A 16,647-nucleotide genomic window follows, 5' to 3' on the forward strand; every position below is an offset into this window, starting at 1 on the left:
ATATAAATATCATAACAATTATAATTGAAATGATATAAAAGGAATATAGGGAGGAAATAATAATGGGAAAAATTATAGGAATAGATTTAGGTACAACAAATTCATGTGTAGCAGTTATGGAGGGTGGAGAACCCGTAGTAATTTCTAATTCAGAAGGTGCAAGAACTACACCATCTGTAGTATCATTTCAAGCTAATGGAGAAAGACTAGTAGGTCAAGTAGCTAAAAGACAGGCAATTACAAACCCAGATAAAACAATAATGTCAATTAAAAGACAAATGGGTACTGATCATAAAGTAGATATTGATGGAAAAACACATACACCACAAGAGATTTCAGCATATATTTTACAAAAAATAAAAGCTGATGCTGAGGCTTATTTAGGAGAAACAGTTACAGAAGCAGTTATAACTGTACCTGCATACTTTAATGATAGCCAAAGACAAGCAACAAAAGATGCAGGAAAAATAGCTGGACTTGAAGTTAAGAGAATAATAAATGAGCCAACAGCTGCAGCATTAGCTTATGGACTAGACAAAATGGACGTTAACCAAAAGATATTAGTATATGATTTAGGTGGCGGTACATTTGATGTATCTATATTAGAACTTGGTGATGGATTATTCGAAGTTAAATCAACTAACGGAAACACTAAACTTGGTGGAGATGACTTTGACGAAAAAGTTATGAATCATATTGCAGATACTTTTAAAGCAGATAATGGAATAGATTTAAGAAATGATAAAATGGCACTTCAAAGACTTAAAGAAGCTGCTGAAAAAGCAAAAATAGAATTATCATCTTCAACACAAACAAATATTAATCTACCATTTATTACAGCTGATGCAACAGGCCCTAAGCATATAGATATGAATTTGACAAGAGCTAAATTTAATGAATTAACTCATGATTTAGTTCAATCTACAATAGAGCCAATGAAGAAAGCAATTGCAGATGCAGGTTTATCTCTTAATGAAATAGACAAAATTGTACTTGTAGGTGGTTCAACAAGAACACCAGCAGTTCAAGATGCAGTTAAAGAATTTACTGGTAAAGAACCTTCAAAGGGAGTAAATCCAGATGAATGTGTTGCACTTGGTGCAGCAATCCAAGCGGGAGTATTAAGTGGAGAAGTTAAAGATGTATTACTTCTTGATGTAACTCCATTAACTCTTGGAATTGAAACATTAGGTGGAATAGCTACTCCTCTAATAGAGAGAAATACTACAATTCCAGCTAAAAAGAGTCAAACATTCTCAACAGCTGCAGATGGTCAAACATCAGTTGAAATTAACATCGTTCAAGGTGAACGTCAAATGGCTGCAAGTAATAAATCTTTAGGAAGAGTTACTTTATCTGGAATTGCAGCAGCACCAAGAGGCATTCCACAAATAGAGGTTACTTTTGATATAGATGCTAATGGTATTGTTAATGTATCAGCTAAAGATAAAGGAACAGGAAAAGAAGCTAAAATAACAATTACAGCATCAACTAATTTAAGTGATGATGAAATTGATAAAGCAGTAAAAGAAGCAGAAAAATTTGCAGGAGAAGATAAAAAGAGAAAAGAAGAAATAGAAATTAAAAATAATGCAGAACAGTTAGTATACCAAACTGAAAAAAGCTTAACTGACCTCGGAGAAAAAGTATCAGAGGAAGATAAGAAAGATATAGAAGGCAAATTAGAAGCTCTTAAAAAGATTAAAGATGGAGACGATACTGAAGCTACAAAGAAATCTACAGAAGAATTAACTGAAGCATTTTATGCAGTAACTACAAAAATATATCAAGCTGAAGCTGAAACAGCAAAAGCTGGAGAAGCTGGTCAAGGCGGAGAGAATGCTGATTCTGCTGAGCATGACGACAATGTAGTAGATGCTGATTATAAAGTAGACGAAGATAAAAAAGAAGAAGATAAGAAAGAAGATAAGAAATAATTAACAAAATAACTAAATTAGGGATGGGTAACTACCCTTCCCTAATTTTAATTTGCCTTAAGTAAAACAGTATTATCAATTGTTATATAAGAACTATATAATAATAAGAGTTGTATTATTTTAAGGATTAGTTATAATATATAAGTATATATATTTTAGGTGGTGAAGAGTAGAATGGCAAATAAAGATTATTATGAAACACTTGGCGTAGGTAAAGATGCCAGTGAAGAAGACATTAAGAAAGCTTTTAAAAAAGGTGCGTTAAAGTACCATCCAGATAGAAATCCAGATAATAAAGAAGCTGAAGATAAATTCAAAGAAATGAATGAAGCATACCAAGTTCTGTCTAATACAGAAAAAAGAGCTAGATATGATCAATATGGTACAGCTGATGATAATGGATCAGGATTTGAAGGTAGCTCTGACTTCTCTGGCTTTGGTGGTTTTGGAGATATATTTGGAGATATATTTGGAGGCGGATTCTCATCAAGAAATCAGAATGGTCCTAAAAAAGGTGCGGATTTAGAATATAACATAAATCTAACTTTTGAAGAGGCTGTATTTGGTGTAGAAAAAGATGTATCAATTACAAGAAATGAAAAATGTGGAGATTGTAGCGGTAGTGGTGCTAAAGCTGGTACAACACCTAAAACTTGTGATAAATGTGGTGGAAATGGGCAGATAAAAGTTCAAAGAAATACTGCATTTGGAAGCTTTGCTAGCATGAGCACTTGTGATAAGTGTGGAGGCAGTGGCAAGATAATTTCTGAACCATGTAAAACTTGTCATGGCTCTGGAAAACAGAGAAAAAACAGAAAAATTAAAGTTAATATTCCGGGTGGAGTTGACACCGGAAATGTTATGCCGCTAAGAGGCCAAGGAGAACAGGGTGAAAAGGGCGGACCAGCAGGAGATTTATATATAAATATCAGAGTAGCTCCTCATAAAACTTTTAAGAGGAAGGGAATTGATATTCATATAGAATCACATATAAGCTTTGGTTATGCATCCATGGGTACTGAAATTAAAGTGCCAACAGTAGATGGGGATGTTAAATACAAGGTTCCTGGTGGAACACAATCTGGCACTGTATTTAGGCTAAAGGGCAAGGGAATACCTAGAGTAAACGGACATGGAAGAGGAGATCAATATGTAAAAGTTATTGTTGATATTCCAAAATCTTTGAACGATAAACAAAAGGAAGCACTTAAACTATTTATGCAAGCTAGTGGTGAGAGTGTAGAAAATTTTGATGAAAATAAAAAGTCTTTTGTAGATAAAATATTAGGTAAATAATAATAAAAAACTTCGTTTTGTAAAACGGGGTTTTTTATTTTAAATAAGGAGAATAAAAATGAATAAAGATTGGATTGAAGTAACCATAATAACAAGCACTGAAGCGGTTGAGGCAGTGTCAGCAATGTTATATAATACTGGAGTTGAGGGTGTATCCATTTTGGATCCTTTAGATTTGATTTATAGGCGAGATCATACTACGGATTGGGACTATTTTGATGAAAGCATTATTGATACAAAGAGTGGTGTCGTAATTAAGGGATATTATAAAAAAGATCAACACTTTAATGAACATTTAGAGGGAATTAAAACAGGTGTGAATAATTTACCTAGCTTTGGACTAGACAAGGGAGTAGGGTCTGTAACTGCGGAAAAAGTAAATGAGGAAGATTGGGAAAATAACTGGAAGAAGTATTATAAACCATTAAAGGTAGGAGAAAAGATAGTTATAAAACCTATTTGGGAAGATTACAATAAAAATCCCGGTGAAATAATTGTGCAGCTAGACCCAGGTATGGCTTTCGGTACTGGTTCTCACGAGACTACTAGGATGTGTATAAAGGCACTAGAGAGGCATGTGAACGCTGATTCAACTGTTTTTGATATAGGTACAGGGTCTGGGATATTAGCTATCACAGCGGCCATGCTTGGTGCTAAGAAAACGGTAGGAGTTGATCTTGATCCAGTTGCAGTAGATTCTGCAAAGCAGAACGTTTCGTATAATGATATAAATAACATTGAGATATTATACGGAGACCTACTCGAGGTTGTTAAAGGGAAGGCTAATATAGTTATAGCAAATATAATGGCTGATATAATTATGTTTTTGACAGATCAAGTTAAGGAAGTTATAACTAAGGGCGGATATTTTATATCTTCAGGAATAATTTTATCTAAAAAAGATGAAGTAATAAATAAGCTAACAAAGTGTGGCTTTACAATTGAGGAGATAAATATAGAGGGAGAATGGGTTTGCATAGTTGCAAAATTATAGCAAATGTATAAGTGAGGGGAGAATAAATAATGCATAAATTTTTTGTGCCCAAAAGCAGTATAGATGATAATAAAGCTATTATAGAAGGCGAAGATGTAAAACATATATATAAGGTATTAAGGCTTCAGATTGGCGAGAAAGTAAGTATAAACAATTCTTGCGGCAAGGAATACATAGGTGAAATAACTTATATAGACAAGAAAGTTGTAAATATAAATATTCTTAAAGAAAATCCTATAAATAATGAAAGTCCTATTGAAGTATATTTATTTCAAGGTATGCCTAAATCTACAAAAATGGATTTAATAGTTCAAAAGAATACTGAGCTGGGAGTTAAAGAAATAACCCCTATAATTACGCAAAGGGTAGAAGTTAAAACTGAGATAATGGAATTTAAAAAAGATAGAGAAATTGATAAAAAGATAATTCGATGGAATAGGATAGCCCTTGAATCTTCCAAGCAAAGCAAAAGAAGTTTAATACCTGTAATAAATGTACCTATAGACTTTGATAATTTACTTGTAGAGTTAAAAGCTATGGATTTAGTGGTGGTTCCATATGAGAATGAAGAGGGATACGGCATAAAAAAATTAGTCAAAGACATAGACAAAGAGACTATTAATAAAATTGCAATTATCATAGGACCTGAGGGTGGATTTGAGGAATGTGAAATATCAAAACTTAAAGAGATAGGAGCAAAAATAATAACTTTAGGACCTCGAATACTTAGAACTGAAACAGCAGGATTTACTTGCCTAAGCTTAATAATGTATGAATTTTCTGACCTTGGGGGAAGTGTAAAATAAATATTCAAATAAATCTATTTAGAAGGAAAATTAAGTTTTATGTTGAATAGTATAGTATAAGATGAATTGGAGGTGATTATGTGGAAAAGGAAGATTGTCTTTTTTGTAAAATCATAAAAAAACAAATTCCATCAGAAATGTTATATGAAGACGACGAAGTTATAGTTATTAAAGACATAAGTCCTCAGGCACCTATACATGTTATAATTATTCCAAAGCAACATATTGATAATTTAAATTGTTTAACAAAAGATCAATCAGAAATAATAGGTCATATATTTATGGTTGCAACTAAGGTTGTACAGACTTTAGGGATTGCAAAGTCTGGATATAGGATTGTTTCTAATTGTGGTGAGCAAGGGGGTCAAACCGTTCAACATATACATTTTCATTTGCTCGGTGGAAGATTACTTGAGTGGCCACCTGGTTAGTTTATAATTATTTTATATTTGAATTTTGATAATATTTTATAAAAAAGTATTATATATATAACAAAGCAGCAATGAAAATGTTGACATTATGTAAAGCAGTGTTGTATAATAAAAAATGTACTATTTAGGCCCCGCATTAGCTGCTTTTAAATTGAATTGAGCTAGCGGAGGGAGGGATAATGATGTCAGAAATTAAAGTTGGAACAGACGAGACAATTGAGAATGCTTTAAGAAGGTTTAAGAAAAAGTGTGCAAGAAGTGGAGTGCTCGGAGAAGTAAGAAAAAGAGAACACTACGAAAAACCAAGCGTTAAAAAGAAATTGAAATCAGAAGCTGCAAGAAAGAGAAAGTTTAAATAGATTTTTAAAATTGAGAAAGACAAGATTTGTTTTATAATGTAAAAGAATCTTGTTATAATACCTTCCTCAGCAGTAACAAAACAGAAAATTAGAGCTATTCAAAAAAGCAGTGGTGGGTTGGGATACAATAGTATGGAAAGACAAAAGAAAAGTTATGTTTACCTCATAATTTACAGTTAAATGTGAATTAGATCGTAAACTTGTTAGTAAAATAATATTTAAATAAATAAAAGATTCAGCATTTGCTGGGTCTTTTTTTTATTAAAATAAATTATAAACGGTTATTTATTAGACACTTTTTTCATAAATTTAATATGAAGTATTTTGTGGGGTGAGTGTATGGATAATAAATTTTATAAAACAAGAGAAATTATTGCGAGTAAGTTAGAATTGCCAAGGGATATTTTATTAGATTTACCCAAAATTACTATTTTGGCAAATAATGAAATAAATATAGAAAACCATAAAGGGATAGTAATATTTGAGGAAGAACAAATAAAAATAAATTCTAATGTGGGGCCGATTTCGATATATGGTAAAAATTTTAAAATATTATTTATAGGAGGAAACACAATAACTTTAAGTGGTAATTTTAAATCAGTTGTGTATGAAAGCCATGAATAATTTTAAAAAATATAAAAAAGGTGTCGTCACAATGGAAATCCAATCATTAATTCCAGAAAAATTTATAAATTTATTATGGAAAAATGGTGTTGTAGTAAAAAATATACGAAAGATTAACATAACAACTGCTATTTTAGAAGTAAAACTAAGTGATTATGGTGAAATTAGTAAAGTTGCAAAACGAACGGGTACTAGGGTTAAAATTGTAGGAAGAAGTGGAATGTCGTTTTTTCTAATAAAATTAAGGAGTAGAGTAGCTCTTTTAATTGGAATAATTTTATTCGGTAGTATAATATATTATTTATCTACGTTTGTATGGAATATAGAAATTAATACAGAAAACTACATAAGTCCATATGAACTCAGAAATCAAATTAAAGGATTTGGAGTAATACCTGGAATGAGGAAGAAAAACATAGATGTTTATGATATTGAAAGCAAAATTTTAAGAAGTAATGATGAAATAATGTGGGTAAAAGCAAGAATTGACGGCATTAAGCTAAAAGTTGATGTAATAGAAAGACAGTCTCCACCTATCATAGTTAGCAATAAAACCCCTTGTAATTTAATAGCAAGTAAAGATGGTATAGTGACTAGGGTATATACGACGGATGGTACAGCCATTGTGAAGGATGGGGATTCGGTACAAAAGGGTGATATATTAGTTAATGGTGAGCAAGGAAAGGAAGGGAGTGTTTATCCTGTACACGCGAAAGGTGAAGTTGTAGCAAGAACTTTTTATGAGGAGATTGACGAAGTACCAATAACCAAAGTGACAAGAGTGAAAACAGGGAACACTATTAGTAATTTTTACATTAAATTAGGAAATAAAAAAGTTTATCTTAAAAATAGCTTAAATCCATATAAGACTTATGATAAAATAGAAAATAACAATAAGTTTGTGCACAAAGAAACGTATTATGAAGTTAAAGTGAAAAATATACCTGCGAATGTTACTAAAACACAAGAGGAAATATATTCTAATATTTTGAGAAAGTTAGATAAAAGTGTAAAGATTATAAACAAAATAGAAAGTGTAAAAAAAGAAAATGATAAATATTCGATAAGAGTATTGGTCCTTGCTGAAGAAAATATTGCAATGGAAGCAAGTATAGTACCCGGAAAAAATAGTGAATCTCAAAAAATATCACAATAAAGAAAAATAAAGATTAGTATATTTTTAAATTTACTTGAGAAAAAAGGTGGAGATGGGGCATGAGAAATATTAGGGAGCTTATAAAGCTCAGGAAAACAAAGCCGTATATAATTTTTATAGTTACGACGATTATAATGTATTCAATTTTAGTAACAGCCTTAGCTCCTAAAAAATACACTTTAACTGTTGGAGATATTGCAAAGGTAGATATAAAAGCGCCAAAAGAAGTTGAAAATGAGGAATTAACAAAAAGTGATATAGATAAGGCTATAGAAAAGGTAGGGAAAAAAACAATAAAAGTCCCTGTTAATGATAAGGCTATAGAAAATATAGATAAGTTATTTTCTACAGTAAGTAAGTTAAATGCTGCTGACGTTAATAAAGCGGGCTCAGTAAATAATGAAGATTTAGCTGGTAAAGCAGCCTTAGAAAAAGAGAAAATTACATTACTAAAAAAAAGTAATCCAATTTCTAATTTTACTTATGAAAACTATCAGTTTTTAATAAATTTAGAACTCAAACAAGCTAATGAATTAGAAAAATTCATTGAAAAAACAATGACAACAATTAATGATATAACTACAATTAATGAAAACAAGCCTGAAGAAATTATAATGGCAAAGGCAATGATTGCAACAACTTTTATAAACTCGAATTTTCCGAAAAACATTAGAGAAATAGGAATAGCTATTGCAAATGTAGAAGTTCGACCTAATACAATATATGATAAGGCAAGTACGGATGTTGCCATTAAAGAAGCTGAAAAGAATGTTAAACCAGTTATTATTAAGAAAGATCAAATTATAATAAAAGAGGGGGAACCAATAACACCTGAGCAGATGTCGCTACTCGAATCATTAGGACTCTTAAATAGTACTAATAATTTTGATTGGTCATTATATTTAAGTTTAGCTGCACTTGTTTGTTTTGTAATATTGCTCCAATGGTTCTATTTATACAAGTATCATCCAGAAATTTATTATGATACAAAAAAATTAATTATGCTTAATATTCTTAGTATAATTGCAATCTTGCTCGCAAGGGTTCTTGGGATAATTTCTATATTTGTAATTCCACTAGCTTGCGTACCCATGCTTATGGCCATTCTGAGCAATGAGGAAGTATCCATAGTCTTAAATGTTTTTAATTGTATTCTAATTAGTGTTGCAGTTAATTTTAACTTTGAAATTACAATACTCGCTGTACTAAACTCTATTGTAGGGGTTATGTTACTTAAGAGAATGCAGCAAAGAAATGATATATTATATTCATCTTTATATATTGCAATGGTGAATTTGGTTATATATCTTTCTATGGGATTTTTGCTTAGTAATAGCATAATGGAGGTATTTAAAAAAGCAGGATTGGTTTATATAGCAAGTTTAGTAGCCGGAACACTTACTATAGGATTTTTACCATTTTTCGAAAGCTTTTTTGATATAGTAACCACAGTAAAACTTTTGGAATTATCTAATCCGAACCACCCTCTATTGAAGAGGCTACTTTTAGAGGCACCAGGTAGTTATCATCATTCGGTACTAGTAGCTAATTTATCAGAGGTTGCAGCAGAAGTAGTTGGAGCAAATCCTGTTCTAGCAAGGGCTTGCGCATATTATCATGATATTGGTAAGATAAAGAGACCTTATTTCTTTAAGGAAAATCAATTGGGAAATGATAATCCACATGATAAAATAACTCCAAATTTAAGCACACTTATAATTATTTCACATGTAAAAGATGGACTTGAGCTTGCAAAAGAATATAAATTACCTAAGGTTATTCAAGATGTGATAGTGCAACATCATGGTACAACTTTAGTTAAGTATTTTTATGTAACTATGAAAAATTCTAGTGAAAATCCAGATGAAATTAAGGAAGAAGATTTTAGATACAATGGGCCTAATCCCGAGAGTAAAGAAGCAGCAATTATAATGCTTGCAGATGCAGTTGAAGCAGCTGTAAGATCAATACCGAATTCTACCAAAGGTAAAATAGAGGAAATGGTTAATAATTTAATAAAAGCTAGGCTTAATGATGGACAATTAGATAATTGTGATTTAACTTTAAAAGATTTAGAAAAGATAAGAAAATCATTTTTAAAAGTGCTTTCAGGGATATATCATGAGAGAATAGAATATCCACTAGATAAATGGGAAAATGATAAGTCTAGCGAGAATAGAAAGCAAGTAAAGGAGCAAAAACAAGTATGATTTTAATTGATAATAGGCAAAATAAGATTGAAGTTACAAAAGAACTCGAAACCGTAATAAAGGATGTTATTGAGTATACACTATGCGAAGAAAAACTCTCTATAGATAATGAAGTTAGTGTTATATTTATAGATAATGAAGAAATTAAGGAAATAAATAAAAAGTATCGGGGAATAGATAAAATTACGGATGTGTTATCTTTTCCAATGTTAAATTATCCAGAAAACAAGGTTTTTAAAGAAGTGTATATAAATTATAAATTTGACCAAAGCGATTTATATGATGAAAAGTTAGTAATTGGAGATGTTGCGTTGTCCCTTGAGAGAGCAAAGCTGCAAAGTGAGGAATTTGGACATTCCTTCATTCGTGAATGTGCTTATCTCACAGTTCACTCAATTTTGCATTTGCTTGGATATGACCATATGGAAGAGGATCAAAAAAACATTATGAGAAAGAGAGAAGAAGAAATATTAAACAAATTTAGTTTATCTAGATAAAATACAGTGGGGTTATGCTAAGGTGCATTACTTCAGAGAATATTGTTAAAGGTGGTCAAGTATGAAAGTAAAGAAATTAGTTGATAGTTTTAATTACGCTATTGAAGGAATTATATATTCAATTCGTACACAAAGAAATATGAAGATACATATGTTAACTACTATATTAGTACTTACTGCCACGTTTTTTTATGACTTGTCAAAAATAGAACTTTTAATTATTACTATAACCATAACACTAGTAATAGTGGCTGAAATGATAAATACTGCAGTAGAATGTGCAATAGACGCCACAACAAATTTCTATCATCCACTAGCTAAAATTGCTAAAAATGTGGCGGCTGGCGCAGTACTTGTAACTGCTATAAATTCAGTCTTAGTAGGATATATAATATTTTGGGATAGAGTCACGCCATTTAATAAGAGCGTGATGCTCAAAATAAAAAAATCTGACCCTCATATGATTTTTTTTATACTAGTTATAGTATGTATTGCGACTGTTGTAGTTAAGGCAATATATGGAGAGGGAACTCCACTTAGGGGTGGGATGCCGAGTGGTCATAGTACTATAGCATTTTCAGTTGCAACAGCTATAACATTATTAACTAGTGAACCTTTAATCATGGTATTATCCTATTTTATAGCTGTAATTGTTGCACAAAGTAGGGTTGATTCAGAAATCCATTCTATCTTAGAAGTTGTGTTTGGTGGTATTTTTGGTACATTATTAACATTATTACTATTTAAAATGTTAGGATGATAACTTTATTTATTGATAATGACAAGCACTCTAAATATAATTATAATAATATTGAAATACTAATATTTAGTGATATAATTGGTATACATGATTTTTAGGTGAAGGATATTCAAATTATATTAATAAAAAAATTGACGATATATTATAAGGTCAGGTGTTTTTATAAAAGAAAATTTATTAAAGTAAGATAGAAATAGAAACTATTTACTTAAGATAAAAAGAAGGAGGATATATGTTTAAATCAGGATTCGTAACAATTATTGGAAGGCCTAATGTAGGGAAATCTACATTAATAAATTATATAATGGGGGAGAAATTATCAATTGTGTCTAGTAGACCCCAAACTACAAGAAATAATATACAAACTATTTTAACAACTAAGGAATCTCAAATAATATTTGTAGATACTCCAGGAATGCATAAACCTAGACATAAACTAGGAGAATATATGGTTAAGGTAGCTAAACAATCTGCTAATGAAGTAGATGTTATATTATTTATAACAACACCTGGTGATGAAATTGAGATGGGTGATAAACATATTCTTGAACAGTTTAAAGACACTAAAATCCCAGTATTCTTATTAGTTAATAAGATAGATGAGAACACTCAAGAGAGAGTTGCTAAAACAGTTCAAGGCTATTCTGAGTATTTTAACTTTAAAGAAATAATACCAATAGCTGCAATAAAAGGAAAAAATATTGATATAGTTACAAAACTTGTAGAGGAAAATATTCCAGAGGGTCCTTTATATTATCCAGAAGATATGATTACAGATCAACAAGAAAGATTTATTATTACTGAAATCATAAGAGAAAAGGCTCTAAAGTTATTATCACAGGAAGTGCCTCATGGAATAGCAGTAGAAATTATTTCTATGAAAAGAGACAAAAAAGAAATATACAATATTGAAGTTAACTTATTTTGTGAAAAAGATTCTCATAAGGGTATAATAATCGGAAAGGGTGGAAAAACATTAAAGAAAATTTCTACTTATGCAAGACAAGATATAATGAAATTATTAGGAGAAAACATACATTTGAGATTATGGGTTAAGGTAAAGAAAGAATGGAGAGATACTTCAAGTATTTTGAAGGAACTTGGATATAAATAGGGGATGATCTTCTGGCGATTTTAAAAACTAGAGCTATTGTCATTAAAACACAAGAGTTTAAGGAAAATGATAAGTTAGTCTGGTTATTTACTGAAGATTTTGGTAAAATAACAGCTATAGCAAAGGGCGCGAGGAAAAGTAAAAGCAGATATATATCATCAACTTTACCTTGCTGCTATGGCGAATTTGTACTTTTTAAAGGAAGAAATTTATATACAATAAATGAAGTTACAATTATAGATTCCTTTCAGCAATTACTAAGGAATTTGGATACAATTACGTATGCCTCATATTTTAATGAATTAATTGATATAACACTTGAAAATGATGAAATTCATAAAGAATTGTTTAAAGACTTAGTTACTGCTTTTTATTTTATTAAAAATGATGTTATGGATATAGAGATTCTGGCAAGGGCTTTTGAAATAAGAATCTTAAAAGCAACAGGATATGAATTAAATTTTGATAGGTGTGTAAGGTGTAGAAAAAAAATAACTATCTCTAATTACATAGATTTAATATCTTATGGTCCAATTTGCAGCGAGTGTGAAAAGTTAAATAGTATATATATATCAAATCCTACATATAATACATTGAAATTCTTAAATAACTTTGGTATGGATAAAATTAATAGAATTATTGTATCTAAAACATCAAAGCTTGAATTATATAAAATTTTATCGCTTATCATTTCTCAAAATTATACAAGAAAGCCAAAGAGCTTAGAAATGTTTGATTACTTAGATAAATTTTAAGGAGGATGATTTTAATGGAAGAAATTACACTTGAAAAGATTGATATTATTAAGGAACGTACAGGGGTTTCATATACTGATGCTAAAGAAGCGCTAGAGGAATGTGATGCTAACGTAGTTGATGCTTTGATTTATATCGAAGCAAAAGAAAAAAAATCAGCTAAATTTAATATGGATGAAATGTATACTACTAAGGATGAATTTTTATCATGGATAAAAGAAATAGCGAGAAAAGGTAATGTAACACGGATAAAAATTAAAAGGGATGATAAAGTTGTTATAGATATCCCTGTTAATGCAGGCATTGCAGTAGGTATAGTTGGGTTATGTATACCTTATCTATTTGGTATAGGCATATTTGCAGCTGTAGTAACAAATGTTACTATAGAGATAACTAAAGCAGATGGTAGCGTGGAAATAATTAATACTATAATTAAAAATACAGTTGATGATGTAGTAAACAAGATGAGTGATATGGGTGAGGATGTAAAAGAAAAATACAATGAAACAAAAGACAGTTTTAGCAAAGGTAATAAAGATAACAAAGACAATAAAGATACTAACACTGACAATGTATACCAATATACTGTAAAGTTTGAAGAAAAAGATAAAGAAGAAGATAAAAAAGAAGATATAGAAAATGAAAATATTAAAGAAGATGAATAACAAGATAATGATTTTGTTTTTTCAGTTTAATATTTTTAAATAGAATCAAAGTAATTTTTTACATTTGTAAAGCCAGCAGCTATTAGTTGCTGGCTTTATAAATGTAAAAAATGCAATAAACATGACGAAAAAAAGTGATTAAAAAGGCCTACATTCAATTAGGAAACGTGGTATAATGTTACAAATGGTATGTAAAATCTTAGAATATTATTAATTGATGCAAACGTTTTGATTCAAATATATACCATTTTATAAAATTGTAATGAATTTCAATGGTGCTTATTGTTGCTAATGGGATATTTTTATAACCATTATCATATATTAATTATAATCGAAGGAGTTGTGTGCAAATGGAAAAGAAAAAGTACGTATACCATTTTAGTGAAGGTAATATTTCAATGAAAAATCTTCTAGGTGGAAAAGGTGCAAATCTTGCAGATATGACGAGTCTTGGAATTCCAGTTCCAAAGGGATTCACAGTTACTACTGAAGCTTGTAATAAATACTATGAAGATGGTCAAGTAATAACACCTGAAATTGTTAGTGAAATTTATGTTAAAATGACTGAACTAGAAAACCTTACCGGTAAGAAGTTTGGAAGTCTAGAAAATCCATTACTTGTATCAGTTAGATCCGGAGCAAGAGCATCAATGCCTGGTATGATGGATACAATTTTAAACCTTGGGTTAAATGATAAAACAGTAGAAGTTATGGCGAAGCTTACAAATAATCCAAGATTCGCTTATGATTCTTACAGAAGATTTATACAAATGTTTGCTGATGTTGTTATGGACGTTGAAAAAAGAAATTTTGAAAATATGATGGATAAGATAAAGGAAGAAAAAGGTGTAAAATTTGATACAGAATTAGATGCCAGTGATCTTAAAAAACTAGTAATACAATTTAAAGACTTTTATAAAGAAACTAAAGGTGCAGAATTCCCAAGTGATCCAAAGATACAATTAATAGAGGCTATATCCGCAGTATTTAGATCATGGGATAATCCTCGCGCTAATGTATATAGAAGACTAAATGATATTCCAGGAGACTGGGGAACAGCTGTAAGCGTTCAAGAAATGGTGTTTGGTAATAAAGGTGAAACATCAGGAACTGGTGTTGCTTTCTCAAGAAACCCATCTACTGGAGAAAAAGGAATCTTTGCGGAATACTTAATGAATGCTCAAGGTGAAGATGTTGTTGCAGGAATAAGAACGCCACAAGATATTTCACAACTTGAAAAAGATATGCCAAAAGTATATAGCGAGTTTATGAAGATTGTTAATACTCTTGAGAAACATAATAAAGATATGCAAGATATGGAGTTTACAATTGAAGATAAAAAGTTATTCTTTTTGCAAACGAGAAGTGGAAAGAGAACTGCGCAAGCAGCACTCAAAATTGCAGTAGAACTTGTTGAAGAAGGAATGCTTACAAAGAGGGAAGCTTTAATGAAGGTTGATCCAAAACAATTAGATACATTACTTCATCCTAATTTTGATCTAGTTGCATTAAAGGAAGCTACGATAATAGCTAAAGGATTACCAGCATCTCCTGGAGCTGCATGTGGAAAAGTTTACTTTACTGCAGATGAGGCAAAAATCAGACATGAGGCTGGAGAAGCGGTTATTCTTGTAAGGCTTGAGACCTCACCAGAGGACATTGAAGGCATGGTTGCTGCAGAAGGTATATTAACAGTAAGAGGAGGGATGACGTCTCATGCTGCGGTTGTTGCGAGAGGAATGGGCACGTGCTGCGTGGCTGGTTGTTCTGATTTAAAAGTTAACGAAGAATCTAAGAGCTTCCAAATTAGAGAAATGGTATATCATGAAGGTGATTTTATTTCAATGGATGGAAGTACAGGAAATGTATATGCTGGAGTAATTAAAACAGTTGAGCCTGAGATAAATGGATACTTTGAAATATTTATGGGCTGGGCTGATGAAGTAAGATGTCTTAAAGTTAGAGCTAATGCTGATACTCCCAAAGATGCAGCTCAAGCAGTTAAATACGGAGCTGAAGGCATAGGCTTATGTAGAACAGAACATATGTTTTTTGATTCTGATAGAATAATGCTTATAAGAGAAATGATTGTAGCTAAAGATGAAGAAGCAAGAAGAGCAGCATTAGATAAATTACTACCAATTCAAAGAGGTGACTTTGTAGGAATATATGAGGAACTTAAAGAAAAACCAACTACAATCAGATTTTTAGATCCACCACTACATGAATTTTTGCCACATGCTGATGAAGATATAAAAAAATTAGCAAAAGATATGGGAATAACTTTTAAGGAGTTAAAGGCTACAGTTGAATCATTACATGAAGTTAATCCAATGATGGGACATAGAGGATGTAGACTTGCAGTATCATATCCAGAAATAGCAGAGATGCAAACTAGGGCAGTTATTGAAGCAGCTATAGATGTCAAAAATAGAAAAGGATATAATATTGTCCCAGAAATAATGATTCCTTTAATTGGAGAAGTTAGGGAGCTAAAATATGTTAAAGATATAGTAGTAAGAATAGCTGATAAAATCATAGCTGAGTCTGGCAGTGATTTAAAATACATGGTTGGTACAATGATCGAAATACCAAGGGCGGCACTTACAGCAGATTTAATAGCAAAAGAAGCAGAGTTCTTTTCGTTTGGAACAAATGATTTAACACAAATGACTTTTGGATTTTCAAGAGATGACGCTGCAAACTTCTTAAAGCATTATTATGAAAAGAAAGTTTATGAGTTTGATCCATTCCAAAAATTAGACCAGGTAGGGGTAGGTAAACTTATTAAAATGGCAGCTGACCTTGGACGTCAGGTTAGGCCTAATATAAAACTTGGAATATGTGGCGAACATGGTGGAGACCCATCGTCAGTTGAATTCTGTCACAATGTTGGACTTAATTATGTATCATGTTCACCATTTAGAGTTCCAGTTGCAAGACTTGCAGCTGCTCAAGCAGAAATAAACAATCCAAGAAAAAAATAGTATAAAAAGAATAGGGTGTTGCACTTAATTTCATTATTGATTTTAAGTACAATGCC

General features: G+C 31.0%; 15 protein-coding genes. All 15 read left to right on the forward strand.

What is annotated here, in order from left to right; genetic code table 11:
- The first annotated feature begins 62 nt into the window (after positions 1 to 62).
- Positions 63 to 1,937: a molecular chaperone DnaK gene (gene dnaK / locus KPL44_RS04185; protein WP_216247668.1), complete on the forward strand. Its 1,875-nt coding sequence runs from the start codon at positions 63 to 65 to the stop codon at positions 1,935 to 1,937.
- 174 nt (positions 1,938 to 2,111) lie between these two features.
- A complete protein-coding gene (dnaJ, locus tag KPL44_RS04190; RefSeq protein WP_216247669.1) occupies positions 2,112 to 3,233 on the forward strand; it encodes a molecular chaperone DnaJ in 1,122 nt (373 codons plus the stop codon).
- Positions 3,234 to 3,291: 58 nt separating this feature from the next.
- Positions 3,292 to 4,227 carry a 50S ribosomal protein L11 methyltransferase gene (gene prmA / locus KPL44_RS04195; RefSeq protein ID WP_216247670.1) on the forward strand — a complete coding sequence of 312 codons (936 nt, stop codon included), beginning with the start codon at positions 3,292 to 3,294 and terminating at the stop codon, positions 4,225 to 4,227.
- 29 nt (positions 4,228 to 4,256) lie between these two features.
- Entirely contained in the window at positions 4,257 to 5,033 is a 777-nt protein-coding gene (locus tag KPL44_RS04200) for a 16S rRNA (uracil(1498)-N(3))-methyltransferase (RefSeq protein WP_216247671.1), read from the forward strand.
- Between the two features lie 137 nt (positions 5,034 to 5,170).
- Complete coding sequence (locus KPL44_RS04205) at positions 5,171 to 5,464, forward strand: histidine triad nucleotide-binding protein (protein WP_216247851.1); 294 nt, start codon at positions 5,171 to 5,173, stop codon at positions 5,462 to 5,464.
- 182 nt (positions 5,465 to 5,646) lie between these two features.
- Positions 5,647 to 5,823 (forward strand): 30S ribosomal protein S21, encoded by a 177-nt coding sequence (gene rpsU, locus KPL44_RS04210; RefSeq protein ID WP_071613601.1) that lies wholly within the window; start codon positions 5,647 to 5,649, stop codon positions 5,821 to 5,823.
- 339 nt (positions 5,824 to 6,162) lie between these two features.
- On the forward strand, positions 6,163 to 6,447 hold the full coding sequence (yqfC, locus tag KPL44_RS04215) for a sporulation protein YqfC (protein WP_216107362.1): 285 nt from the start codon (positions 6,163 to 6,165) through the stop codon (positions 6,445 to 6,447).
- The gene (gene yqfD, locus KPL44_RS04220) at positions 6,440 to 7,603 is read left to right on the forward strand and encodes a sporulation protein YqfD (protein ID WP_301182927.1); all 1,164 of its coding nucleotides are present in this window, start codon (positions 6,440 to 6,442) and stop codon (positions 7,601 to 7,603) included. Before yqfC ends, yqfD begins: the two co-directional genes overlap by 8 nt.
- A gap of 59 nt (positions 7,604 to 7,662) precedes the next feature.
- Positions 7,663 to 9,813, forward strand: coding sequence for an HD family phosphohydrolase (locus KPL44_RS04225; RefSeq protein WP_216247673.1), 2,151 nt, complete (start codon positions 7,663 to 7,665; stop codon positions 9,811 to 9,813).
- On the forward strand, positions 9,810 to 10,310 hold the full coding sequence (ybeY, locus tag KPL44_RS04230) for an rRNA maturation RNase YbeY (protein ID WP_216247674.1): 501 nt from the start codon (positions 9,810 to 9,812) through the stop codon (positions 10,308 to 10,310). Before KPL44_RS04225 ends, ybeY begins: the two co-directional genes overlap by 4 nt.
- A 61-nt stretch (positions 10,311 to 10,371) precedes the next feature.
- Positions 10,372 to 11,070 (forward strand): diacylglycerol kinase, encoded by a 699-nt coding sequence (locus KPL44_RS04235; protein WP_071613596.1) that lies wholly within the window; start codon positions 10,372 to 10,374, stop codon positions 11,068 to 11,070.
- A gap of 232 nt (positions 11,071 to 11,302) precedes the next feature.
- A complete protein-coding gene (gene era / locus KPL44_RS04240) occupies positions 11,303 to 12,184 on the forward strand; it encodes a GTPase Era (protein ID WP_071613595.1) in 882 nt (293 codons plus the stop codon).
- Positions 12,181 to 12,939, forward strand: a complete 759-nt coding sequence (gene recO / locus KPL44_RS04245; RefSeq protein WP_216247852.1) for a DNA repair protein RecO — start codon at positions 12,181 to 12,183, stop codon at positions 12,937 to 12,939. Before era ends, recO begins: the two co-directional genes overlap by 4 nt.
- A gap of 14 nt (positions 12,940 to 12,953) precedes the next feature.
- On the forward strand, positions 12,954 to 13,604 hold the full coding sequence (locus tag KPL44_RS04250; protein ID WP_216247675.1) for a DUF4342 domain-containing protein: 651 nt from the start codon (positions 12,954 to 12,956) through the stop codon (positions 13,602 to 13,604).
- Positions 13,605 to 13,954: 350 nt separating this feature from the next.
- Entirely contained in the window at positions 13,955 to 16,591 is a 2,637-nt protein-coding gene (gene ppdK, locus KPL44_RS04255) for a pyruvate, phosphate dikinase (RefSeq protein WP_216247676.1), read from the forward strand.
- Positions 16,592 to 16,647: the final 56 nt, after the last annotated feature.

It is taken from the genome of Clostridium sp. DSM 17811 (assembly GCF_018861905.1).
Lineage (GTDB): Bacteria > Bacillota > Clostridia > Clostridiales > Clostridiaceae > Clostridium_AD > Clostridium_AD frigoriphilum.

Coding starts and splice junctions, on each gene's coding strand:
- dnaJ (WP_216247669.1), top strand. CDS start 2,112: ATGGCAAATAAAGATTATTATGAAACACTTGGCGTAGGTAAAGATGCC.
- KPL44_RS04250 (WP_216247675.1), top strand. CDS start 12,954: ATGGAAGAAATTACACTTGAAAAGATTGATATTATTAAGGAACGTACA.
- ppdK (WP_216247676.1), top strand. CDS start 13,955: ATGGAAAAGAAAAAGTACGTATACCATTTTAGTGAAGGTAATATTTCA.
- KPL44_RS04235 (WP_071613596.1), top strand. CDS start 10,372: ATGAAAGTAAAGAAATTAGTTGATAGTTTTAATTACGCTATTGAAGGA.
- yqfC (WP_216107362.1), top strand. CDS start 6,163: ATGGATAATAAATTTTATAAAACAAGAGAAATTATTGCGAGTAAGTTA.
- yqfD (WP_301182927.1), top strand. CDS start 6,440: ATGAATAATTTTAAAAAATATAAAAAAGGTGTCGTCACAATGGAAATC.
- ybeY (WP_216247674.1), top strand. CDS start 9,810: ATGATTTTAATTGATAATAGGCAAAATAAGATTGAAGTTACAAAAGAA.
- dnaK (WP_216247668.1), top strand. CDS start 63: ATGGGAAAAATTATAGGAATAGATTTAGGTACAACAAATTCATGTGTA.
- KPL44_RS04225 (WP_216247673.1), top strand. CDS start 7,663: ATGAGAAATATTAGGGAGCTTATAAAGCTCAGGAAAACAAAGCCGTAT.
- era (WP_071613595.1), top strand. CDS start 11,303: ATGTTTAAATCAGGATTCGTAACAATTATTGGAAGGCCTAATGTAGGG.
- KPL44_RS04205 (WP_216247851.1), top strand. CDS start 5,171: ATGTTATATGAAGACGACGAAGTTATAGTTATTAAAGACATAAGTCCT.
- KPL44_RS04200 (WP_216247671.1), top strand. CDS start 4,257: ATGCATAAATTTTTTGTGCCCAAAAGCAGTATAGATGATAATAAAGCT.
- rpsU (WP_071613601.1), top strand. CDS start 5,647: ATGTCAGAAATTAAAGTTGGAACAGACGAGACAATTGAGAATGCTTTA.
- prmA (WP_216247670.1), top strand. CDS start 3,292: ATGAATAAAGATTGGATTGAAGTAACCATAATAACAAGCACTGAAGCG.